We start from the raw sequence: 24645 nt of genomic DNA on the forward strand, positions 1-24645 counted from the left end.
GTTTTTATAGAGATTTCAGTGTACCTTTTGGCAGCACTGCAGTGACGAAGTCTTTTTTGATCACAACTTCATTGTTTGTGTTCAATTCGATGGAGATGTAGTCGTTGTCTTCAGCAATCTTCGTGATTTTGCCAACCAGACCACCGCTCGTCAGAACTTCGTCGCCTTTGCCCATGGAAGCCATCAGGCTCTTGTGCTCTTTCACACGCTTTGACTGTGGGCGGTAGATCATGAAGTAGAAGATCACCGCGAACATGCCCAGCATGATCAGCATTTCAAAACCACCACCTTGTGGGGCACCTTCACCTGCTGCATGTGCTACAGAAATTAGACTCATTGAGAAACGTCCTCTAAGTTATTGTTGTGTAATTTTCGATTCTATTGGGCTACGCCAGGTTAAATTCAAGCACCTCGGTGCACAAATCCAACCTGGCGCACGAAATCACGCCTTTTCTTTTTGCAGCGGTGGCACGTCACGGTCGCGGCGCGCGTAGAATTCCGTTACAAATTCGTCAAAGCGGTCTTCATCAATCGCGCGACGAATGCTCTCCATCAAACGCTGGTAGTAGCGCAGGTTATGGATCGTATTCAAGCGTGCACCCAGGATTTCGTTACAGCGATCCAAGTGGTGCAGGTACGATTTAGAATAATTTTTGCAAGTGTAACAGTCACACTGCGGATCCAGAGGTGATGTATCCGTTTTATGTGTTGCATTACGGATCTTGATCACACCGCCAGTCACAAACAGGTGGCCGTTACGTGCGTTACGCGTTGGCATCACGCAGTCAAACATGTCGATACCGCGGCGAACACCTTCCACCAAGTCTTCCGGTTTGCCCACGCCCATCAGGTAACGGGGTTTATCTTCCGGCAGTTGTGGACAGGTGTGTTCCAGAACGCGGTGCATATCTTCTTTCGGTTCACCCACGGCCAAGCCACCGACCGCGTAACCGTCAAAACCAATTTCAGTCAGGCCTTTGACCGACACATCACGCAAATCTTCATACACGCCGCCCTGAACGATACCAAATAGGTTGTTCGGGTTTTCTAGCTTGTCGAAGTGATCGCGTGAACGACGTGCCCAGCGCAGTGACATCTCCATCGATTTCTTCGCTTCGTCGTGTGTCGCCGGGTAAGGCGTACATTCGTCGAAGATCATCACGATGTCCGAGCCAAGGTCTTTTTGAATTTCCATCGACTTTTCTGCGTCCATGAAAATTTTGTCACCGTTCACCGGGTTGCGGAAATGCACCCCTTCTTCGGTGATTTTGCGAATATCGCCTAAACTGAAGACCTGAAAACCGCCTGAGTCGGTCAGAATTGGGCCTTGCCAGTTCATAAAGTCATGCAAGTCGCCGTGCATTTTCATCACTTCTTGACCCGGGCGAAGCCACAGGTGGAACGTGTTGCCCAGCAGGATTTGCGCGCCCGTCGCGGCCACTTCTTCCGGCGTCATGCCTTTTACCGTACCGTAAGTGCCCACTGGCATAAATGCCGGCGTTTGTACTGTGCCACGCTCAAAGGTCAATTGACCACGACGAGCGGTGCCGTTTTTCTTTTTCAGTTCGAACTTAAGTTTCACTAAAGCCTCCAAATGTCAGAGAAACAGTCTGACGGATTATGTATTTTCGCCGCGTCACGCTGGCGTCCATACCACATCGCCCGGAGAAGTGTCCTGACGAGTCATTGTTCATGGTGTTTATGACGAAACGCCTGTCGACTTATGCGTCAACGGTTCGTTTACGAATAAACATCGCATCACCATAGCTAAAGAAGCGATATTGCTGCTTCACCGCATGATCGTATGCGGCCATGGTGTGTGCATAACCGGCAAAGGCGCTCACCAACATGATGAGGGTCGATTCCGGTAAATGGAAATTGGTGATCAAACAATCCACCAGTTGGTATTCATACCCCGGGTAGATGAAGATTTCGGTATCGCCAAAGAACGGGACCAGTTCAGTGCCCTTTTTCAGCGCATCTTGTGCTGCGCTTTCCAGCGAACGCACAGACGTGGTACCCACCGCAATAATGCGGCCACCACGGGCTTTGGTCGCGGCAATCGCGTCCACCACCTCTTGCGGCACTTCAACGTATTCCGCATGCATGTGGTGATCGTTGATGTTGTCCACGCGCACAGGCTGGAATGTGCCGGCGCCCACGTGAAGCGTCACGTAAGCAAATTCGACACCTTTCGCCTTGATTTGTTCAAGCAACGCTTGATCAAAATGCAGGCCGGCCGTTGGCGCCGCCACGGCACCTGGCTTCTGGTTGTAGACGGTCTGATACCGCTCTTTGTCCGCATCCTCGTCAGGACGATCGATGTACGGGGGCAGCGGCATGTGACCAATCTGGTTCAGAATGTCCAGCACAACGGTTTCAGCCGTAAAACGAATCTCAAACAACGCATCGTGGCGCGCATCCATGACGGCATGAAATTCATCGTTTTCGCCTAAAAACAGTTCGGTGCCTGGCTTGGGTGGCTTCGAGCAACGCACGTGCGCCAAAATCGAATGCTCATCCAGCATACGTTCCACCAGCACTTCCAGCTTACCGCCAGAGGCTTTACGGCCAAACATACGTGCCGGAATCACGCGTGTGTTGTTAAACACCAGTAAATCATCCGGTTCAACACAGTTGAGAACATCCTTAAAGGTGCCATCAACCAGCTCACCGGTGTTGCCGTCTAGCTGCAGCAGACGGCTGGCGGTTCGTTCCGCCATCGGATAGCGAGCAATCAGCTCGTCCGGGAGTTCAAAATGAAAATCTGAAACTTGCATGACTCTTTCTTGATTCTCTTGGCTTTCGCCTTTCTCAGGATAGGTGCGACGGTTTATTTCGCGGCGCGATAGTATATACCCAAGTCATCACAAGATACAGGATTGTGCACGTTGAAAGGCGGGATTGAAAAGCAAAGGATTGTAATGAAAAGTGACACTTCCTTGACTTGTTACACGCGCACTTACAACAAAAACTGACTGAACTCTCAGATATTTACCCACAAAAAAACTATAGTGATAGACACAAGGTCTGAAGGGCTGACCCCACGGCGTGACTCGCTTCAACGCCTCAGCGTTTCTGATACAAAACTCGATATCAACAAACAGGAGTTGGTTATGATCAAGGTCGAAGACATGATGACTCGCAGTCCGCACACTTTATTGCGTTCGCATACCTTGGCTGATGCCCGTCATATGATGGAGGCGCTGGACATTCGCCATATTCCGATTGTCGATGCCAATCGCAAATTGCTTGGCATCGTGACCCAGCGCGACATTCTCGCCGCACAGGAATCAAGCTTGCAAAAACTCTCTGCCGAGCACTCCTACACCGCAGACACACCGCTGTACGAAATGATGCACTCCGAAGTGATGAGCGTGGCGCCGCAAGCTGGGCTCAAAGAGAGTGCGCTGTACATGCAAAAACACAAAGTGGGGTGCTTACCCGTGGTGGCCAAAGGGGAACTTGTCGGCATCATCACGGACAGTGATTTTGTCTCCATTGCCATCAATTTGCTGGAATTGGCCGAAGAGAGTGAACCCGATGAAGTGGAGCAAGACGCCGATTTAGATACCACGGAACTGTGATTCATCCGTGCGATGAATCGAAAGAAGCCAAAAATACACTCGCCAAGCCATCCGAGTCAGTAATACTAAACTTGGCGTAAGAAATAACTGACACTGAAAATTTTACTTAAATAACAATAAATTAGAAAACATAAGCTACTGAGGCATTTTTGTTCAAACGCCGCATTGCGTCTAATATCGCGCGCAAATCAACTCATGCAAAAGCGAACAAACAATGTTTCACCGACTTCGAAAAATATCGCACAAGATATTCATGATCATCACGGTCAGTAGCTTATCAGCGCTCATCCTTGCAGCCTCCAGCTACCTGTCTATTTCCGGCATCAGCCACAACTTCGAGTACTTTACTGCCAACAACTTGGCCAACAACAACGCTTCCCTCATGCAAGAAGAGATGTTGATGACGCGCATCGGCGTACTCACATATCGCACCACACAAAACAGTCAAGATCTGCGCGAGGCCATGCTGCATTTGGATAAGTCTGAGCAACTGATTCAAAACCAGCTGCGCGACTATCCCGACAGCCGGACCCAAACGGCAATGAATCGAACGCTCAGAGAAGTTCAGGAGTATCGCAATGCGCTCACCGAAGTGAGCAACGTGATGCAACAGCGTGACGATGTCATTCAAAACTTTAACCGCCGACATGAACAGATTCGAACTTACTTCTCTCAACACAATTCTCGGTTCGCGCAAGTCCGCCTGTTGAACGAACGTTACACGCTGGCGCACAACATCACGCTGCGTTTTCTGCTGACGAATGCACTCAAAGATTATGAAGAAGCCGATGAGACTTACAGCCAAGTGGAAACCTTGATCGATCAATCCGACGCCAATTTCTCTGCGCCACTGATCGAATTGATTCAAGGACAACGGGGAATTTTGCAAGAAATCGAACGCATCATCGTTCATCGCAACCACTTGTGGGATACCCAAATGGCCAACCAAGGCAACGACATCGTCAACACCATCAATCAGGTGCGTAGCGATGCCTTGCAAGCCCAAATCGAGTCACGGGAAAGTATTCGCGAGCAAATTGATGAGTCAGTCATCGTGGTTCTGACCACGTTTCTCATCTCAACACCGCTGGTGATTTTGCTGTCGATCGTGGTGGCACGCAGCATTACAACGCCGGTTCAGCAAGCAAAAGAACAAGCTGAGCGTTTGGCTAACGGCGACATCAAAGCGTGGTATGAGATCAGCGGCAACGATGAAATTTCGCAAATGCAGTCATCGCTGCGCGACATGGAACACAAGTTCCATAACACGCTGACCGAAATTGCAACGTGCAGCAGTTTGCTCTCGGCATCGTCGGAAGAGCTGTCAGTCATCAACCAAGACATTTTGCGTGGCTCAAAGCAGCAGAAAGTAGAAACCGATCAAGTGGCCACTGCGATTCATCAAATGGCAGCCGCGATCACCGAGGTGTCGACCAACGCCAGCGAAGCGTCGAGTAAATCGATCGCCACCAGCGCAGAAGCCAAAGAAGGCCAACAATTGATTGGCACGACCATGGATAAAGTCAGCGAACTGGCCAACACCATGGGGCAACTAAGCCACGACATTTCTGAGCTCAAAACGGGCACAGAAGAAGTCAGCGACGTGATGAACGTGATTCAGAAAATTGCCGAGCAAACCAACTTGTTGGCATTGAACGCCGCCATTGAAGCCGCGCGCGCTGGTGAACAAGGTCGCGGCTTTGCAGTGGTCGCCGACGAAGTGCGTCAACTTGCTCAGCAGACACAAAATGCCATCGAGACCATTGAACATCAAATTGTCTCCCTGCAACGCAACACCACCACCGTGGTGAAATCGATTGATCACAGCCAAGTGATGCTGGAAGAGACCGTGTCGCAAGCAAAACATGCACAGCTCGCCTTTACCAACATCAGCGAACGCGTGCGTGAGAGCAATGATTTGAACGCTCACATCGCCACCGCCACGGAAGAGCAAAACTACACCGCAGAGTTGATCAACCAAAGTTTGAGTACCATGCGCTCACATGTTGATGAAACGTCAGACATGATTGAACATTGTCACCAAGCGACCAATGAATTGGCGCAAATGTCTGTGACCTTGAACGAACAACTGAGCTTCTTCAAATTGAATGCATAAAATCAATGCATAAACGCTATGCAGGCGGCCAATGTGCCGCCTCTTTTTTTTTGGAAAAAAAGGGGAGCTTGATGCGCTCTGTAGTCACTCAAGCCCCATAAAAAAGAGCGACCGAAGCCGCTCAAAAGGTGTTGCACAGATTATCGTTGTAACGTACTGAGGTAAGGGAACTCAGTTAAAACTGGTCTTCTTCGGTCGAACCAGTCAGGGCAGTGACTGATGACTGACCACCTTGAATGGTGTTGGTCATCTTGTCAAAGTAGCCGGTGCCCACTTCTTGTTGGTGAGCCACGAAGGTGTAGCCTTTTTCTGCCGCTTGGAATTCACGGCGCTGAACCATTTCCACGTAGTGACGCATGCCTTCGCCCTGAGCGTACGCGTGTGCCAGTTCGAACATGTTGAACCACATGTTGTGAATGCCCGCCAGCGTAATGAACTGGTATTTGTAGCCCATGTCGGCCAGCTCTTGCTGGAATTTCGCAATGGTTTCCGCGTCTAGGTTTTTCTCCCAGTTGAACGATGGCGAGCAGTTGTACGCCAGCAGTTGATCGGGGTACTGAGCGTGAATCGCTTCTGCGAACTTACGCGCCTCTTCCAGATCCGGTTTTGCCGTTTCACACCACACCAAGTCCGCGTAAGGTGAATATGCCAGACCACGCGCTATCGCTTGGTCAATGCCAGCACGCACACGGTAGAAGCCTTCCGACGTACGCTCACCGACGATGAAATCCGCATCGTATGGGTCACAATCCGACGTCAGTAGATCAGCCGCGTTGGCATCGGTACGCGCAATCACCAACGTGGTGGTGCCAGAAACGTCAGCCGCCAATCGCGCCGCCACCAATTTTTGCACCGCTTCTTGCGTCGGAACCAGTACTTTCCCGCCCATGTGGCCACATTTTTTCACGGAGGCCAATTGGTCTTCAAAGTGCACGCCCGCAGCGCCTGCATCGATCATCGATTTCATCAGCTCATAGGCATTCAACACCCCGCCAAAGCCCGCTTCCGCATCCGCCACGATCGGCAGGTAGTAATCAATTCCACCTTCATCTTCTGGCGATTTGCCGCCAGACCACTGAATTTGGTCGGCACGGCGGAATGCATTGTTGATGCGCTTCACCACGCTTGGCACGGAGTCCACTGGGTAAAGCGATTGGTCTGGGTACATGGTGCCTGCGGTATTGTTGTCCGCCGCCACCTGCCAGCCCGACAGGTAAATCGCTTCGATACCGGCTTTCGCCTGCTGCACCGCCTGACCACCCGTCAGCGCGCCCAGACAGTTCACGTAACCTTTTTTCGCGTCGCCATTCACCAGCGACCACAGTTTGTCAGCACCGCGCTGGGCGATTGTATTGGCCGGTGTGACCGAACCACGCAGATTCACCACTTCTTCGGCAGTATAGGTACGTTTTACGTTTTTCCAGCGTGGGTTGGTTGCCCAATCTTTTTCCAGCGCTTCAATTTGTTGGCGGCGAGTCAGTGTCATAATCTATCCCTTCTTGTAATGCGCAGCGCTCGGCATGCGCATGGTCGTCCTTTTCGCTATCAGTACAACAGGCGCTGATATTGAATCGTTAGTTTCACGTTACTGTTGTTATCAGTGGTATTACGCTAAGTAGTCGTAACCCGGTATGGTTAAGAAATTGGTCAGTTCATCGCTGGTGGTCAGCGTTTCCATCAGTTGCGCGGCTTCTTCAAAGCGGCCTGCGTTGAAACGTGGCTCACCGACTTCCGCTTTCACCACCTCGATTTCCTCCGCCAGATAATCGCGGAACAGTTGTTTCGTGACTTGCTGGCCGTTGTCGAGCGATTTGCCATGTTGAATCCATTGCCAAATCGAAGCGCGAGAAATTTCTGCCGTGGCGGCATCTTCCATCAGGCCATAAATCGGCACACACCCATTGCCGGAGATCCAAGCTTCGATGTATTGCAGCGCAACGCGAATGTTGTGGCGCATGCCCGCTTCCGTGCGCGGGCCGTCACACGGCGCCAGCAGCTCATCAGCGTAAATCGGCGCATCCGACATGCGGCTCACGTCCAGTTGGTTACTGCGCTCGCCCAATACGTGGTTAAACACGTCCATCGCGGTGCTGGCTAAGCCCGGGTGCGCCACCCAAGTGCCATCGTGACCATTGGTCGCTTCCAACATTTTGTCGTTGCGAATTTTTTCTAGCACCTTGGCGTTCTCCGCCGGATCTTTGGCCGGAATGAACGCCGCCATGCCGCCCATCGCAAACGCGCCGCGTTTGTGGCAGGTGTAGATCAGCAGACGTGAGTATGCGTTGAGGAACGGCTTGTCCATCGTCACGACTTGGCGATCCGGCAGCACGCGATCGCTGTGTTTTTTCAAGGTTTTGATGTAGCTAAAGATGTAATCCCAGCGGCCGCAGTTCAAGCCAACGATATGCTCTTTGAGTGAGAACAGAATCTCATCCATCTGGAACACGGCGGGCAAAGTTTCAATCAGCACCGTGGCCTTGATGGTGCCCGTTTCCAAACCAAAGTAATCTTCGGTGAAATGGAACACATCGCTCCACCACTGCGCTTCTTGGTATGCTTGTAGTTTAGGCAGGTAGAAATACGGACCGCTGCCCTTTTTCAGCAACGCTTTGTAGTTGTTGAAGAAATAAAGTGCGAAATCGAACAACGCGCCGGGAATGATGCGCTCACCAAAAGTGACGTGTTTTTCTTTAAGGTGCAAACCTCGTACGCGGCAGATCAGCACGGCAGGGTCATCAGCCAACTCGTAACGTTTGCCGTTGTCCGGATTGGTGTAACTGATGGTGCCATTCACCGCATCGCGCAAGTTGATTTGGCCATCTAACACTTTGTCCCACGCAGGCGCCATCGAGTCTTCGAAGTCCGCCATAAACACTTTCACGTTCGCATTCAGGGCGTTAATCACCATTTTGCGATCGGTTGGGCCGGTAATTTCCACGCGGCGGTCTTGCAGATCTTGCGGAATCCCCAAGATTTTCCAACTGCCCTCACGAATATCTTGCGTCTCGGGAAGGAAGTCTGGCAGTTGACCGTGGTCGATTTGACTCTGTTTTTCTTCTCGCGCTGCCAGCAGCGTGTCGACTCGCGGAGCAAACTGAGCACACAACTCAGATAAAAAGGTTTGGGCTTCAACAGGGAAAATCGCCTGATGTGCCGAAGCAAGTGCTCCGGTCACCTCAAGCAGGCCTTCGCGACGGGTCGATTGGGGGTGTGCTAAATCTTTGTCTGGCGTTTGAGCAAGCATAACGTCCTTCCTTAGAATCGTGTCCATATCTCATTTGTAATTTTCAGACTACAAAATTCATCGTGTGTTGATCGGGCTAATTTCGTCATCCGGTGTCCATACATTCCCCAATTCCGGGGATAAGTTCAAGACTTTCGAAGCTAGACATAAGTCTTACAAAACTTAATTAAACCTTACCCGATAAGGCATTAAGCGAAAAGACCAAAAGTTAACCCATGGTGAAATTCGAAGTTTTATCCCGTTTCAAACTCACGCTTGAAATGACAGGTCAAAGTGTAAGTAATTACGTAATTTAATTACACAAACAAAACCGTGTAAAAACGATTTAAAACGGTGTGTGAAGCCACAACCAAGGGAAGGAACGGTTGATGAAACAAGGCAGCGCGTCAAAGCCGCACCGATTTTTGAAACAGGGCTTGCGGTAGAATCTGTAAAATTTACTTTGTGAATTTTTACGATTTTATGAAAGGTTCAAAAATTAGTTTCTGTAAAATTTTACAATTAAAAAGTAACCAACAGAGGAATAAACCAGAAAACACGCCAAAATCAGCGTGTTTTCACTAGTTTTTTTTCAGCTCTCCGGTACGACTATTCGCTAAAGCAGTTCAGAAACCACATCCGCCAAGCGTTCAAAAGTGTGACTGCGCGACGAACTGGGTCGCCATACCAAGCCAATTTCACGATAAGCCTTCTGCCCGGGTGGGTCGATCACCACCAGATTCTGGTTATCGATCAGGCCATGTTCAATCGCCATTTGCGGGATAAAGGTGGTGCCGAGACCATTGGCCACCATTTGCACCAAGGTATGTAAACTGGTTGCCGTGAACGGGTTAATCTTCTCTTTATCCGTGAGTTTGCATGCAGACACCGCGTGCTCCGTCAGACAGTGTTCCTTCTCCAACAGAAACACGGACTCGTCCGGCAAGTCGTCATATTTGATCGGTACACGAATGCCATCGGCCTGATGACGGCTCATCACCATGCGAAACGGATCCTGCCCGACAATGCGACGTTCCAGATTGCCAATCTCCATCGGCAACGCCAGAATCAACACGTCCAACTCCCCCGTGCGCAGCGCCGCAAGCAGATTGGCGGTGGTATCTTCCCGTAATAGAAGATGCAAATTGGGGTAACGGACGTTCACTTCCTGCACCAAATCGCACAATAAAAAAGGCGCGATGGTGGGAATGCAACCCAGTTTCAACTGGCCCTCCATTTCGCCGCCCTGGCACTGTTTCCCCAATTCAATCAGATCCTGGCCACGCGCCAGCAGCTCACGTCCACGCTTGACCACTTGCTCGCCAGCATAGGTAAAGACCAGCGGGCTCTTTTTGTCTTTCTTCTCATACAGCGGGCAGCCAATCAGCTCTTCTAAATTTTGAATGCCTTTACTTAAGGTTGACTGACTCACATAGCAACGTTCCGCGGCTTCACTAAAGTGACGCGTTTCATTGAGCGTCACCAAATAATGCAGTTGCTTTAAACTTGGCCATTTATTCATAATTCGGTTATTCTTTGTGCAGTTTTTCGAGTCTGGCCGACGGTTTTTATCATCGCTTTTTTCGATTAACTTAATCTATTTATTTCGCTTTTTTTCAAAACCAAAACTGTACTATAGTTCGTCTCGTTATTACACGGACCAAGTTGCAAATTCTATGTCAACTCGGAACAAACCATTAATCTTAGGAGCAAAAAAATGGTACTAGTAGGTCGTCAAGCCCCTGATTTTACAGCTGCAGCTGTTCTAGGTAACGGTGAAATCGTTGATAACTTCAACTTCGCAGAATTCACTAAAGGTAAGAAAGCGGTTGTTTTCTTCTACCCACTAGATTTCACTTTCGTTTGCCCATCTGAACTGATCGCATTCGACAAACGTTTCGAAGACTTCAAAGCGAAAGGCGTTGAAGTGATCGGCGTATCGATCGATTCACAGTTCTCTCACAACGCATGGCGTAACACTGCCATTGAAAATGGCGGTATCGGTGAAGTGCAATACCCATTGGTTGCTGACGTGAAACACGAAATCGTTAAAGCATACGATGTAGAGCACCCAGAAGCGGGCGTTGCTTTCCGTGGTTCATTCCTGATCGACGAAGAAGGCGTTGTCCGTCACCAAGTTGTGAACGACCTGCCACTTGGCCGTAACATTGACGAAATGCTACGCATGGTTGACGCGCTGAACTTCCACCAAACTCACGGTGAAGTATGTCCAGCACAGTGGGAAGAAGGTAAAGCCGGTATGAAAGATTCGCCAGCAGGCGTTGCGGCTTACCTGTCTGAGCACACTGCAGACCTTGGTAAAAAGTAATTGAAAAACTTAAACACCCGCGCTCAATTCGGGTTTGTGGTTGGAATCTTATAAGCGAAAAACGCAACGCCAATCAGTTTAAGTAAAGTCATCATCAAGCCCCGGACACTGTCCGGGGCTTTTTTTGTGCGCAAAGCCGCCCATTTGAGGAAATCCGTCCCGCAAAGTTTACCCCTATTTCTCACGCCCAGCAGACAGACGAAGCCGCTCTGGCTTGCTACACTTCGCGCACTGTTTCTCATCGGTGATCTGACATGACTTATCAACTTGAAGTGTGTATCGACAACATTGAATCATTGCACAACGCGATCGCGGGCGGCGCCACGCGCATCGAGCTGTGTTCGGCTTTGGCGCTCGGCGGGTTAACCCCCAGCGTTGGCTTGATGCAGCAAGCCGCGAAGGCCGCCACCATTCCGGTGTACGCCATGATTCGTCCTCGTCAGGGCGATTTCTTTTACAGCGATGAAGAGGTGGCGATCATGACCTCAGACATTCACGCGGCGCACCAAGCGGGGCTGCAAGGTGTGGTATTGGGACTCCTCAATCAAGATGGCAGCATTGATGCGGGTCGCAGCCAAACGTTGGTCTCATTGGCGCAATCGTTGGGGTTGGGCGCCACCTTTCACCGCGCGTTTGATCAGTGCAGCGATGCCTTTGCCGCGCTGGAAACGGTCATTTCACTGGGGTGCGAACGCATTCTCACCTCCGGCTTGGCACGCACTGCCCCCCTTGGCACCGAGATGCTGGCTGCGCTGGTTCAACGCAGCGCCGGACGCATTGCCATCATGGCGGGAGCTGGTGTCAACGCCGAAAATGTCAGCCAACTGGCGCAAGCAACGGGCGTGACCGAACTGCACTTGTCGGGCAAAACCACTCGAGCCAGCCACATGCAGTTTGTGGCGCACGAAAGCAAAATGGGCGCCAGCGACCAAGACGACTTCATCGTACCGATCACCGATACCGAGGCGATTCGCCGCACGGCATTCGCACTCAAATCCATCCGCTAGCGCAGTTTGTCCCCTCCCTTGGTGCTATGATTTTGCTATCAACGGAGGGAACCATGGCTAAATTAAAACGCAAATTTTATGAACACGAGCTCGAACGCCTGCAAGTTGAGCTGGTGAAACTGCAAGAGTGGGTGAAGCACGAAAAGCTCAAAGTCGTCGTCATTTTCGAAGGCCGTGATGCGGCCGGCAAAGGCGGCGTCATCAAGCGCATCACCGAAAAACTCAACCCGCGGGTGTGTCGCGTGGCAGCCTTGCCAGCCCCCACCGAGAAAGAGAAAACCCAATGGTATTTTCAGCGCTACGTCGCGCATTTGCCGGCGGGCGGTGAAATGGTGCTATTTGACCGCAGCTGGTACAACCGCGCTGGGGTTGAGAAGGTGATGGGCTTTTGCACCGATGAGGAATACGAAGAGTTTCTGCGAGCGTGTCCGGAATTTGAACGTATGCTGCAACGTTCCGGCATTATTCTGCTCAAATACTGGTTTTCCGTCTCCGATGAAGAGCAAGAAAAACGCTTTCTGGAACGCATCAAAACCCCAATCAAACGCTGGAAGTTCAGCCCAATGGATTTGGAATCCCGCCATCGCTGGGTCGATTACTCCAAAGCCAAAGACAAGATGTTCGCCTACACCGACACCAAACATTGTCCGTGGTGGGTGGTGCCATCGGACGATAAACGCCGCGCACGCCTCAACTGCATCAGCCACCTGCTAAGCCAGATTGACTACCGCAATGTTGAATATCCGCCAGTCACGCTGCCAGCGTTGAATCAAGAGGGCTACGTTCGCGCCCCCGTCGATGAACAGACGTTTGTGCCGTTCACGTACTGATGAGAGCAGTATTAGCGCAGGGCGTCGTTGATGCCCTGATCGCCTAAATGCCGCACGTCTTTGCCTTTGACAAAATAGATGATGTATTCGCAGATGTTCTGACAGCGATCCCCTACCCGTTCAATCGAGCGTGCTGACCACATGACTTGCAGAATGTGCGGAATATTTTTCGGGTCTTCCATCATGTAGGTCATCAACTGACGGATCACCGCTTCGTACTCTTTATCCAGCTTGTCATCAAGCTTGTACACTTCCGCCGCCGATTCCACATCCATGCGCGCAAACGCGTCCAGCACTTGATGCAGCATCGCAATCGCCTGACGGCACAACGGCTCCAATGACACCTGAAACTTGCTCTCTTTGGTCGACGGGCTTTCAATGGCCACATACGCCATTTTGGTCGCCACATCACCGATGCGTTCAAGATCCGTAATGGTTTTGATGATCGCCATGATCAGGCGCAGATCTTTGGCCGTGGGCTGACGCTTGGCAATGATGCGTGTGCAGGCTTCATCGATCGACACTTCCATCGCATTGACTTTGTGATCATCGCGCACCACTTTGCGGGCCAGTTCAATGTCATCTTTATTGAGTGCCTGCATGGCAAACGACAACTGCTGCTCCACCAACCCCCCCATGGTTAAGACATGAGTTCGAATAGACTCCAGCTCAACGTTAAACTGCCCTGAGATATGTCGTCCTAATTGCATGATGAATCCTTTGCTGTTGCCGGTTAACCGTATCGCCCAGTAATGTAGTCTTCGGTCTGTTTTTTCAATGGGGAGGTGAAAATAGAATCGGTATCTGAGTACTCGATCAATTTTCCCATGTGGATGAAAGCGGTGTGGTCGCTGACCCTTGCAGCCTGTTGCATATTATGAGTTACAATCACTACAGTGTACTTGGTTTTCAGATCGTGAATCAGCTCTTCAATCGTAAGCGTCGAAATCGGATCCAATGCCGACGTCGGTTCATCGAGCAACAGTACTTCCGGCTCAATCGCGATCGCGCGCGCAATCACCAGTCGCTGCTGCTGACCGCCCGACAAGCCAAACGCATTTTCATGCAAGCGGTTTTTGACCTCATCCCACAAGGCCGCCGCGCGCAGTGAATGCTCCACGGCATCGTCTAGCGTGCGACTGTTTTTGATCCCTTGCAAGCGCAGTCCATACACCACGTTTTCATAAATGGATTTCGGAAACGGGTTCGGGCGCTGAAACACCATACCGACACGGCGACGCAGCGTCGGTACATCCACCTCCGGCAGGTAAACATTCTTGCCATGTAGCTTCACTTCGCCTTCCACACGGCAGCCTTCCACCAGATCGTTCATTCGATTGATGCAGCGCAGCAGGGTCGATTTACCACAGCCCGACGGACCGATAAAAGCGGTCACCTGACCTTTGGGAATTCGCATCGAAATATCGTTTAGCGCACGGGTCTGGTTGTAGTACAGATTTAACCCTTCGATCGCGATGGCGGTCTGTTTGTCGGTTAAATTGTTGACGTCCAGAGGCGATTGGTACCCCAGTGTTTGGTTGACAGAAAACATGTTTAATCTTGTCCTAAGGTTCGATATTTCTCTCGTAAGTTATTACGAATGCTGATGGCGGTGAGGTTCAATGCCACAATCACCGTCACCAATAAGAAAGAGGTGGCATACACCAACGGCCGCGCGGCCTCAATGTTGGTGGTTTGAAACCCGACGTCATAGATGTGAAATCCCAAGTGCATGAACTTGCGCTCTAGGTGCACAAACGGAAACTCACCATCCACTGGCAAGCTCGACGCCAGTTTCACCGCGCCCACCAGCATCAGCGGCGCCACTTCGCCAGCGGCGCGTGCAATCGCCAGAATTAATCCTGTAATCATAGCAGGACTCGCCATCGGCAGAACAATGCGCCAGATGGTTTCAAATTGGGTCGCTCCGAGCGCCAATGACCCATGACGAACGGATAGCGGAATGCGGGTTAACCCCTCTTCGGTCGCCACAATCACCACCGGCAACGTCAACACCGCCAGCGTTAATGCCGACCACAACAGGCCCGGCGTCCCAAACGTTGGAGCAGGCAAACGCTCGGCATAAAACAGGCTATCGATGGAGGCGCCGATGGTATAGACAAAAAAGCCCAAACCAAACACACCGTACACAATCGACGGCACCCCAGCGAGGTTGATCACCGCCACCCGAATGATGCGAGTCAACGCGTTATCTTTGGCGTATTCATGCAAATACACAGCCGCCACAACGCCCAGCGGCATGACAATAATCGACATGATCAGCACCAAAAACACGGTGCCAAAAATGGCGGGGAACACGCCCCCTTCGGAATTCGACTCGCGCGGGTCCTCCGACAAAAACGCCCATGCTTGTTTGCCCCACTGGCCAATTTTCTGCAGCACACTCATGTCGTTCGGAAACCAGTAATCCAAGATCTGGCTGAGCGGAATGCGCACCCTATCGCCTTTCATGTCTTGTGCAATCAGCGCCTGACGTTCCATCTGAGTACGCAGCAAATCGAGATGTTCTTCCGCTTTGGCCAATTGCTGTTCCAACTGACCTTTGCGCGCTTGGTACAAGGCCAGATACGCCTCATCCAAACGATGATTCAATTCACGGCGGCGCTTCTCCAGCCGCAGTTTTTCAATACTGCTGCCGATCACTCGAATCTGTTCATTGACCACCCGATCGATCTGCTCACGCAGCGCATTGGCTTGTTCAATCCCTTGCGCGAGCAAAATGTCCACGTGTTCACTGACATGACCGTTCACTTGTTCATAGCCAATCGGTTTGCCATAGAACTGACCATCGCGCGCGCGTTCAATGACCATCCAACCCTGGGGTTTGGTCGGCTCCGACAACTCGAGGCTAAGCATCGAGACAAAATCCGCGCCATACAATTCCCGGTTGGCAACTTTGATGCTCAAGCGCTTTGCACTGCCTTTCGCTTCCACCGCATCAGGTAAATCTACGCCCATTTCGATGAGGTGACTCACGGGCACCGACTCGGTCGCATACAATCGCCCCACCAAGCGTTGGCCATGGTTGTCTTGCCATTGATACAGTGGCCCCGGCCAAAAATAGGTCAGTCCTTTCCAACCAATCAGCAGCAGCAGACCAAGCACGGAGATCAAACTGATACTGACCGCGCCGCCGGTTAACCATATCCAAGGGGCTCCGGACCGAACCCAATTCATTGTTTTCATCACAGACGCCCCACTACAACGCCCGGTACTTGGCTCGCAGGCGCTGACGCACCCATTCAGCCAAGGAGTTCACGGCAAACGTGAAGATAAACAGCAGCAAAGCTGCCAAGAAAAGCAGACGGAAATGCGAGCTGCCCACTTCGGATTCCGGCAATTCCACCGCAATGGTCGCCGAAAGCGTGCGCATGCCTTCCAAAATGTTCCAATCGAGAATGGGGGTGTTCCCGGTCGCCATTAACACGATCATGGTTTCCCCAACCGCGCGGCCCAGCCCCATCATCACCGCCGAAAATATGCCCGGACTTGCGGTGAGGAGCACCACATGCGTCAAGGTCTGCCACGGCGTGGCGCCCAGCGCCAACGACCCATCCGACAGGTGTTTAGGTACAGAGAAAATCGCATCTTCGGCAATGGTAAAAATGGTGGGGATCACCGCAAAGCCCATCGCAAAGCCGACCACCAACGCATTGCGCTGATCAAAATCGATACCGTGCTGCGCCAGATACACGCGCACATCGCCATGAAAGAGCCACTGCTCAATCTCAGCGCTGTAGGACAAAATGGTCACCGACAGCATCAGCAGCACCGGGATTAAAATCAACGCATGCCAGCCGCCAGCCATTTTACGTAACCACGCCTTGGGCAGCTGCGACCACAGCAGGCCAACGACCATGGTCGACAACGGCAAACAGACCATTAGCGCGACAATTGAGGTCAGATGATTTTCCACCAACGGCGCAAACCACAAGCCCGCCAAAAAGCCGATGATCACCGTCGGCAATGCTTCCATCAATTCAATGCTGGGTTTCACCACGCGGCGCATTTTCGGCGCCATAAAATAGGCCGTATAAATCGCGCCAAACACCGCCACCGGCACCGCAAAGAGCATGGCGTAAAAGGCCGCTTTCAGCGTGCCAAAGGCAATTGGCACCAAACTGAACTTGGCTTCAAACTCGTCACTGGCCGATGTGGATTGCCACACGTACTGCGGCTCGGGGTAACTCTCGTACCACACCTTTTGCCACAACGATGAAAACGACACTTCCGGGTAGCCACTATCCACTTTCGCCACGCTGATGGTGCCGCGATCGTAGCTTGCCAAATAGCGCTCATTTTTGGACATCGCCGCCAGCACAGGCGCTTGTTGATACGCACGTTCAAAGATCACCAACTTTTCACTGGTGGTGTAATGACTTTGTACCGTGCCGTTGCGATAAAAACTGAAAAAGCCTTTGCGATAGGTATCGGGCAACAAAAACTGCACTTCGGAAGCGAGTTTAAAGTCACGAATCAGCGTCAAATGGCGCTCGCCCTGTTTGAGTACATCAAACCATTGCGTCACCAAACCATCACGATGTGTCACCAACAGTGAATAGGCGCCCGACAGCAAATAGATGTTCTGCACCGCGTGCTTTTGCTGACCTTGGCTGAGATCGACAATCTCGCGCACCTGATAGCGATCATGCACCCGTTGCGAAATCACCAGTTCAGAGCCACTGCGCAGATACAAGGTTTGACCGTCCGGCGTCAGCAGGATCTGGTCGAGCTGTTCAAACGGTGAGGGAAAAGTAAATTGCTGCGTCACGTGCGGCGCATCCAAGCTGACCCAATGCACCGACACCTGTTTGTCTGATTGATACACGGCGAAAAATGCGTGCGTATCGCCAACCGCGACACTCAAGCGCGAAATGGTCAACGGACGTGAAATCAATGCCCATTGGGCGGGCAGCGGTAAGATCTCTAATTCCGGCGTAAAGGCGCGCCCTTTTGCGGTCACCGAGTAGGTAAATTGTGGGCGAGCGACATAGACATGATTGTCGGCATCGGTCGCCGCAAACCAACCACTGTCAGGCGGGGTTGTGGCGATGTGCACCGGCTCAAACGGCAACTGCTGGCTCCAACGCGGCAGGCTGCGCTCATGATTCAGCGCCCAAAACTCGGCTTTGCCGTGTTCGCCCACCACAAAAGCATTTTCGCCATATTCATCAATCGCCAACATTTGCGGCGCGATCGTGGTGATCGGCTGGCTGGCAAAACCGGTCTCTAACTTGGCATCGGAAAACAGCGGGAAAACCACCATCGCCAAGTAGACAAAAATGAGGATCAAAGCGCCAAGCACACTCACACCACCGGCAGTCACTGCAAAACGAACAAGGCGATCTTTGATTAGTCGCTTGCGATCTCGTTCTTTCAATGAAAACTCGGCCTGTGCCATGAATCACTCTACCTTTTTAGTCCAAATAACATAATATTTCGAATAGGTGACAATTATATTACAAGTCACATTAAACAACTGAAAATAAAACAACTCTGCATACTAATCTGTTTTGCAATAAAAGTGTCACATTAAAACCCTAGTTTGCAGTGGTTCATAATTAAAATGTCACTAAACGTCGGAAGGTATGCCATGAGCGCGGAAAAGTTGTACATCGATAAGGAATTGAGTTGGCTTTCGTTCAATGAGCGGGTTTTGCAAGAAGCCGCCGATAAGACCGTGCCACTGGTCGAACGGATTCGATTTCTGGGGATTTTTTCCAACAACCTCGATGAGTTTTACAAAGTCCGCTTTTCGGATGTCAAACGACGCATTTTGATTAACCGCGAGCGTGGCGGCAACGACAGCTCCAAACATTTGCTCACCCGTATGCAGAGCAAAGCGTTCAAGCTCAATCAGGACTTTGACAACCTCTACGGGGAGATCATCCTCGAGATGGCGCGCCGCCGCATTTTTCTGGTCAACGAAACCCAATTGGATGAAGCGCAGCAACGCTGGATCGTCAAATACTTTCATAAGGAAGTGCTACCGCACATCACCCCACTGTTAATGAAAGATGACATCGACGTACTGCAATTTCTCAAAGACGAATACGCTTACATCGCGGTTGATTTGAAAAAAGGCGACGATTCCCATTACGCGCTGATTGAGATCCCCACCGATCACCTGCCGCGCTTTGTGATGGTGCCTGAGCAAAAAGGCAAACGACGCAAAACCATCATTCTGCTCGACAACATCATTCGCCACTGCCTAGACGACATTTTCCGCGGCTTTTTCGACTATGACACGCTGGCCGGATATGCGATGAAGATGACCCGTGACGCGGAATATGACCTCAGCCATGAAGTCGAATACAGCCTGCTAGAACAGATGTCGGAAGGCTTGAGCCAGCGCCTGACGGCGATGCCGGTGCGCTTTGTCTATGAACACGACATGCCACAAGAGATGCTGCAATTCTTGTGCGAAAAACTCAAAATCTCCCACTACGACAGCTTGCTGCCGGGCGGTCGTTACCACAATTTCAAAGACTTCATCGGTTTTCCCAACGTCGGGCGCGAATATCTCGAAAACCGCCCCTTGCCGCCGATGAAATGTGCCGATTTTGAAGGCTTTCCCAACGCCTTTGATGCCATTCGCGCCCAAGACATTTTGCTGCACTACCCGTACCACAGCTTTGAGCACATCACCGAACTGGTGCGCCAAGCCGCCTTCGATCCCAAAGTAGTCAGCATCAAAATCAACATCTACCGCGTGGCGAAAGATTCACGTCTGATGAATTCGTTGGTCGATGCAGTGCACAACGGCAAACGCGTGGTGGTGGTGGTGGAGCTGCAAGCACGCTTTGACGAGGAAGCCAACATCGAATGGTCGCGCGTGCTCACCGAAGCAGGCGTGCACGTGGTCTTTGGGACACCCGGCATGAAGATTCACGCCAAACTATTGCTAATCACTCGCCGTGAAGCGGGCGAATTTATCCGCTACGCGCATATCGGCACCGGCAACTTCCACGAAAAAACGGCGCGCATTTATACCGACTTTTCTCTGCTGACCGCAGACCGCGAACTGACCACCGAAGTGCGCAATGTGTTTGGCTACATTGAGAACCCGTTCCGCCCGGTCAAATTCAATCACTTGATTGTGTCGCCACGCAACTCGCGCACCCAACTCTATCGCTTAATCGACACCGAAATCGCCAATGCCAAAGCCGGCAAAAAAGGCGCCATCACCCTCAAAGTGAATAACCTCGTCGACCGCGGCTTGGTGAATAAACTCTACGGCGCGAGCACCGCTGGCGTGCAAATCAAGATGATCATTCGCGGCATGTGTTCGCTGGTGCCGGGCATTGAAGGATTGAGCGACAACATTCGCATCATCAGTATCGTCGACCGCTTTCTGGAGCACCCGCGCGTCCTCATCACCCACAACGACGGCAATCCACAGGTCTACATCTCTTCGGCCGACTGGATGACGCGAAACATCGATCACCGCATTGAAGTCACCGCGCCCGTACGTGACGAACGTCTGAAACAGCGTATGATAGACATCATCAATCTGCAGTTTACCGATACGGTCAAAGCGCGCGTGATCGACAAAGAGATGAGTAACCGCTACGTCAAGCGCGGGAACCGCAAGAAAGTCCGTTCGCAACTCGCCATTTATGACTATCTTAAAAACGTAGAAAAACAAACGCGAACTCGGAATAAGGGGCAAACAGACATCCATGAACCAACCCAACATAACTCGTGACAATGTTGCGCGTGAAATTGCGGCCATCGATTTAGGGTCCAACAGTTTTCACATGGTGGTGGCCAAGGTGGTGGATCAGGATTTACAACTGATCAGTCGCCATAAACAGCGCGTGCGCATGGCCTCGGGGCTCGATGCACAAAAGAACCTCGATCACGCAGCCATTGAACGGGGGTTGGAGTGTTTGGCCATGTTTGCCGAACGCCTGCAAGGGTTTGAACCCGAGAACGTGCGCATCGCGGCCACGCACACACTGCGTCAGGCCAACAACGCGCATATTTTCATTCAACGCGCCCGAGAGGTGATGCCGTTTCCGATTGAAATCATTCCCGGCACTGAAGAAGCGCGCTTGATCTACTTGGGCGTGGCGCATACGCAGCCCCAAGCAGAATCGATGCTGGTGGTCGATATTGGCGGTGGCAGCACGGAAATGATCATCGGCAAAGGGTTTGAAGCGGAGCTGGTCAACAGCAAACAGATGGGCTGCGTGAGCTACACCGACCGCTACTTCGCCAACGGCAAACTGTCGAAAAAGAATTTTGCTCATGCCATTCTCGCCGCCGAACAAAAGCTGGAATCCATCGCCAGCAAATACCGCAAACTGGGCTGGCAAACCGCGTTTGGCTCATCCGGCACCGTGAAGGCAATTCACGAAGTGTTGGTTGGCCTGGGTCATGATGATGGCATCATCAATGCCGAACGACTGCAGAAACTCATCGACAAACTGTGCGAATGGGATTCGATTGACGACATTCAACTCGCCGGACTCACCGACGATCGCAAACCGGTGTTTGCCGCTGGCGTGGCGATTTTGGCCGCGATTTTTAAAGATTTCAAAATCAAAGAGATGTTCTTTTCCGACGGCGCCCTGCGTGAAGGCTTGCTGTACGAAATGGAAGAACGTTTCAAGTATTCCGATATTCGTCTGCGCACCACGGAAAATCTCGCCAGTAAACATCTGGTCGATCTCGAACACGCGGCCAAAGTGAAAGGCCATGCGCGTGAGTTTCTCGATCAAGTCGCCGATGAGCTGGGGCTGAAAAAGAACAGCGAGCTGTTTGATCTGCTGGAATGGAGCGCGCTGCTACATGAAGTGGGCCTGAGCATCAGCTTGCAGGCATTTCATCGCCACTCGGCCTACATTCTGCGCCACACCAACATGCCCGGCTTTAACAGCGAACAGCAACTGGTATTGTCCACGCTGGCGCGCTTTCAGCGCAAGTCACTCAAGCTCAATGAAATGGCCGATTTTTCGCTGTTTAAGAAAAAGCACATTATCGGCCTGATTCGTGTGCTGCGCTTGTCGATTCTGCTCAACAGCCAGCGCAATGATGATCCGCTACCGGAGCTAAGCCTTAGCGCGCACGATGATGAATGGAAACTCAAATGCGCCGATCACGAGTGGCTGGACAACAACAAGCTGCTGCATGCCGATTTGCTGACTGAGCAAGAATATTGGCGCAGTGTGGGCTGGCAACTGGATTTTTAATGTCATCCGTTCAAATCAGCCAATCTGTTCAACATGAAAAAGCCAGCGCGATGCTGGCTTTTTCATGTCATTCAATCCCAACCTTGGCAAGCTCTTCGCGAGCAAACTCGGGCGAGATCGGGAGATAACCATCTTTGGCCACCAACGATTGCCCTTGTTGGGAGAAGATAAAGCGAATGAATTCGCGCTCAATGGGCGTCAGCGGCCGTGTCGGGTGTTTGTTGACGTAGACATACAAATAACGCGACAGCGGGTACTTGCCCGACAGAATATTGGCATGACTCGGTTCGACATAGTCGGTGCCTCGGCGTGCAATGGGGATCAACTTCACACCCGAAACGCGATACCCGACGCCGGAATAGCCTAGCGTGGTGATAGATGACGCCACCGATTGCACCACCGATGCCGACCCCGGTTGCTCGTTGACGTTGCGTTTGAAATCGCCGCCACACAGCGCATTTTGTTTAAAGTAACCGTAAGTCCCGGACACCGAGTTGCGCCCAAAGAGTTGAATGCCCCGCCGCGCCCATTCATAGGGCAAACCAAGTTCCGCCCACGTGGTCACAGAGTGGTTCGCGCCACAGCGCAGCGTGGAAGAAAAAATGCTGTCGAGCTGAGTAAAGTTCAGCCCCTCAATCGGGTTGTCGCGATGGACAAAAATGCCAATCGCATCAATCGCGACGCGCAGCGCCGTCGGTTTATAGCCATGCGTGCGTTCAAACGCTTCAATTTCACGCGTGCGCATCGGGCGGCTCATCGGCCCAAACTGCGCGGTACCTTCGGCCAGCGCGGGAGGGGCGGTGGCCGAACCGGACGCTTGCACTTGGCCGTTGACGTTCGGATAAATCGATTTAAATTCTTCGACCCACAGCGTGGTCATGCCCGCCAGCGTGTCGGAACCCACCGAGAGCAAACTGCCCGCCACACCGGTGTGTTTGTGATACTCCGGTAGCTCATCGGCCTGCGCTTGCCAACACCAACCCAGCCACGCGGCAAGTACGAGGGTGACACGCCACTTCATTTCACCACCAGACGCTTAGGCAGCACAAACGAAAAGCGGCTCCCCACGCCCACGGTACTGTTAATCTCGAGATGCGAATCATGGTGGGACAAGGCGTGTTTCACAATCGCCAGCCCCAAGCCACTACCGCCGGTATCGCGCGAGCGCGCTTTATCGACGCGATAAAAACGTTCGGTAAGGCGATGCAAGTGCTGCGGCTCAATGCCATCCCCTTTGTCTGCCACTTCCAAACAAGCGCCCTGCGGCGTTTGGAACCAGCGCACGTTAATTTCTGCGCCCGGCGGCGTGTATTTGACCGCGTTATAGACCAAGTTGGAAATCGCACTGCGCAGTTGATCTTCATCGGCCAGCACGCGCAGCTGCTTATCGATGTCAAATTTGAGTTGATGCTGATCGTCACCGCTAAGGCTCACCGCCTCTTTTTCCAACACTTCGAGCATGGCCGGTACATCGACCACATCTTCCAATTCATGCATCGGCGCCGCTTCAATCTTCGACAGCGTCAGCAGTTGATTGACCAAGCTGTTCATGCGGTTGAGCTGCTCGGTCATCACAACGTGCGCTTTACCCCACATCGGGCCCACCAGCATGTCCGGATCTTCGGTCATTTCCAGATAGCCTTGCAGCACCGTCATCGGTGTGCGCAGTTCGTGCGACACGTTAGCAAAGAAGTTACGGCGCATGCCTTCCAGCTGTTTCAGTTGGGTTACGTCGCGCACCACCATCAGGTGTTCGCCTTCGGTGTACGGCACAATACGCAATTCAAGGGAGCGCTCCACATTGAGCGGAGAACGCATCTCCAACGGCTCAGTGAAGTCATCTTTTTGCAGGTATTTGATGAAATCCGGTGTGCGGATCAAGTTGGAAATCGGCTGCCCGGCGTCGTCCGGCCAACGAAACCCCAGCAGATGCTGCGCCAAGCGGTTGCACCACACGATATTGCCTTCACCGCGAAACACCACCACCGCATCGGGCAGCGATTCCGCCCCGTTGCGAAAACGGCGAATCAGGTTGGTTAACTCTTTGCGCTTTTTGCGCTGACGCTGCTGCAAACGGTAAATGCCGTTAAACAGGTATTCCCAGTTGCCGGAACCCGACGGCGGTGTCAGTCGCTTTTCATCCCACAACCACGCCGAGAGGCGCATCTGGTTGTGCAGATGCCACACAAGCTGCAACGCCGTGGCCGCCAACAGCAACCACGGCATGTATCCAAATATCCACCCGACCACAATCCATGGCAGGTAAAAAAAAGCCAGCTCCCAGGCCAGCTTTTTCCAAGTTAACCGTTCAACCATAATACTTCGCAGTGGATCC

At 51.9% G+C, this 24645-nt stretch carries 19 protein-coding genes; 7 read left to right on the forward strand and 12 right to left on the reverse strand.

The window, feature by feature from the left end; translation table 11 throughout:
• Positions 1-4: 4 nt before the first annotated feature.
• The 3 genes from yajC to queA all read right to left on the reverse strand — a co-directional run bounded on the left by yajC (position 5) and on the right by queA (position 2780).
• Positions 5-337, reverse strand: coding sequence for a preprotein translocase subunit YajC (yajC, locus tag VFA_RS22170; protein ID WP_004729429.1), 333 nt, complete (start codon positions 335-337; stop codon positions 5-7).
• 105 nt (positions 338-442) lie between these two features.
• Positions 443-1582, reverse strand: a complete 1140-nt coding sequence (tgt, locus tag VFA_RS22175; protein ID WP_004729431.1) for a tRNA guanosine(34) transglycosylase Tgt — start codon at positions 1580-1582, stop codon at positions 443-445.
• A gap of 139 nt (positions 1583-1721) precedes the next feature.
• On the reverse strand, positions 1722-2780 hold the full coding sequence (gene queA, locus VFA_RS22180; RefSeq protein WP_004729433.1) for a tRNA preQ1(34) S-adenosylmethionine ribosyltransferase-isomerase QueA: 1059 nt from the start codon (positions 2778-2780) through the stop codon (positions 1722-1724).
• Positions 2781-3116: 336 nt separating this feature from the next.
• Between queA and VFA_RS22185 the strand changes: the two genes are divergently transcribed.
• Both VFA_RS22185 and VFA_RS22190 read left to right on the forward strand, forming a co-directional pair.
• Positions 3117-3587 (forward strand): CBS domain-containing protein, encoded by a 471-nt coding sequence (locus VFA_RS22185; protein ID WP_004729435.1) that lies wholly within the window; start codon positions 3117-3119, stop codon positions 3585-3587.
• 253 nt (positions 3588-3840) lie between these two features.
• On the forward strand, positions 3841-5703 hold the full coding sequence (locus VFA_RS22190) for a methyl-accepting chemotaxis protein (RefSeq protein ID WP_004729437.1): 1863 nt from the start codon (positions 3841-3843) through the stop codon (positions 5701-5703).
• Between the two features lie 175 nt (positions 5704-5878).
• Here the strand turns inward: VFA_RS22190 and aceA are convergent, their stop codons facing one another.
• The 3 genes from aceA to VFA_RS22205 form a co-directional block, all read right to left on the reverse strand.
• On the reverse strand, positions 5879-7189 hold the full coding sequence (gene aceA / locus VFA_RS22195; protein ID WP_004729438.1) for an isocitrate lyase: 1311 nt from the start codon (positions 7187-7189) through the stop codon (positions 5879-5881).
• Positions 7190-7309: 120 nt separating this feature from the next.
• Positions 7310-8947 (reverse strand): malate synthase A, encoded by a 1638-nt coding sequence (gene aceB / locus VFA_RS22200; protein WP_004729441.1) that lies wholly within the window; start codon positions 8945-8947, stop codon positions 7310-7312.
• 595 nt (positions 8948-9542) lie between these two features.
• A complete protein-coding gene (locus tag VFA_RS22205) occupies positions 9543-10448 on the reverse strand; it encodes a hydrogen peroxide-inducible genes activator (RefSeq protein ID WP_004729444.1) in 906 nt (301 codons plus the stop codon).
• Between the two features lie 195 nt (positions 10449-10643).
• Here VFA_RS22205 and VFA_RS22210 point away from each other — a divergent pair, with 195 nt between their 5' ends.
• The 3 genes from VFA_RS22210 to ppk2 all read left to right on the forward strand — a co-directional run bounded on the left by VFA_RS22210 (position 10644) and on the right by ppk2 (position 13092).
• On the forward strand, positions 10644-11255 hold the full coding sequence (locus VFA_RS22210) for a peroxiredoxin C (protein ID WP_004729446.1): 612 nt from the start codon (positions 10644-10646) through the stop codon (positions 11253-11255).
• A gap of 254 nt (positions 11256-11509) precedes the next feature.
• A complete protein-coding gene (locus VFA_RS22215; protein ID WP_004729448.1) occupies positions 11510-12262 on the forward strand; it encodes a copper homeostasis protein CutC in 753 nt (250 codons plus the stop codon).
• Positions 12263-12315: 53 nt separating this feature from the next.
• Entirely contained in the window at positions 12316-13092 is a 777-nt protein-coding gene (gene ppk2, locus VFA_RS22220; protein ID WP_004729450.1) for a polyphosphate kinase 2, read from the forward strand.
• A gap of 11 nt (positions 13093-13103) precedes the next feature.
• Here ppk2 and phoU read toward each other — a convergent pair whose 3' ends face one another.
• Genes phoU through VFA_RS22240 form a run of 4 tightly spaced genes read right to left on the reverse strand, consistent with a single transcriptional unit; the run spans position 13104 to position 18514 of the window.
• Entirely contained in the window at positions 13104-13802 is a 699-nt protein-coding gene (gene phoU / locus VFA_RS22225) for a phosphate signaling complex protein PhoU (RefSeq protein WP_004729452.1), read from the reverse strand.
• 23 nt (positions 13803-13825) lie between these two features.
• A complete protein-coding gene (gene pstB, locus VFA_RS22230; RefSeq protein WP_004729454.1) occupies positions 13826-14644 on the reverse strand; it encodes a phosphate ABC transporter ATP-binding protein PstB in 819 nt (272 codons plus the stop codon).
• Between the two features lie 2 nt (positions 14645-14646).
• Complete coding sequence (gene pstA, locus VFA_RS22235; RefSeq protein WP_038152799.1) at positions 14647-16299, reverse strand: phosphate ABC transporter permease PstA; 1653 nt, start codon at positions 16297-16299, stop codon at positions 14647-14649.
• A gap of 13 nt (positions 16300-16312) precedes the next feature.
• Positions 16313-18514, reverse strand: coding sequence for an ABC transporter permease subunit (locus VFA_RS22240; RefSeq protein WP_004729457.1), 2202 nt, complete (start codon positions 18512-18514; stop codon positions 16313-16315).
• Positions 18515-18706: 192 nt separating this feature from the next.
• Between VFA_RS22240 and ppk1 the strand changes: the two genes are divergently transcribed.
• Together ppk1 and ppx are read left to right on the forward strand one after the other, a co-directional pair.
• Entirely contained in the window at positions 18707-20821 is a 2115-nt protein-coding gene (gene ppk1, locus VFA_RS22245) for a polyphosphate kinase 1 (protein ID WP_004729458.1), read from the forward strand.
• Positions 20796-22310 (forward strand): exopolyphosphatase, encoded by a 1515-nt coding sequence (gene ppx, locus VFA_RS22250; protein WP_004729460.1) that lies wholly within the window; start codon positions 20796-20798, stop codon positions 22308-22310. Before ppk1 ends, ppx begins: the two co-directional genes overlap by 26 nt.
• A gap of 67 nt (positions 22311-22377) precedes the next feature.
• Here ppx and VFA_RS22255 read toward each other — a convergent pair whose 3' ends face one another.
• Together VFA_RS22255 and phoR are read right to left on the reverse strand one after the other, a co-directional pair.
• On the reverse strand, positions 22378-23331 hold the full coding sequence (locus VFA_RS22255; protein ID WP_004729462.1) for a PstS family phosphate ABC transporter substrate-binding protein: 954 nt from the start codon (positions 23329-23331) through the stop codon (positions 22378-22380).
• The gene (gene phoR, locus VFA_RS22260; protein WP_004729463.1) at positions 23328-24626 is read right to left on the reverse strand and encodes a phosphate regulon sensor histidine kinase PhoR; all 1299 of its coding nucleotides are present in this window, start codon (positions 24624-24626) and stop codon (positions 23328-23330) included. The genes VFA_RS22255 and phoR overlap by 4 nt, the downstream gene beginning before the upstream one ends.
• Positions 24627-24645 lie beyond the last annotated feature (19 nt).

The sequence above is a fragment of the Vibrio furnissii CIP 102972 genome, from assembly GCF_000176175.1.
Classification (GTDB): domain Bacteria; phylum Pseudomonadota; class Gammaproteobacteria; order Enterobacterales; family Vibrionaceae; genus Vibrio; species Vibrio furnissii.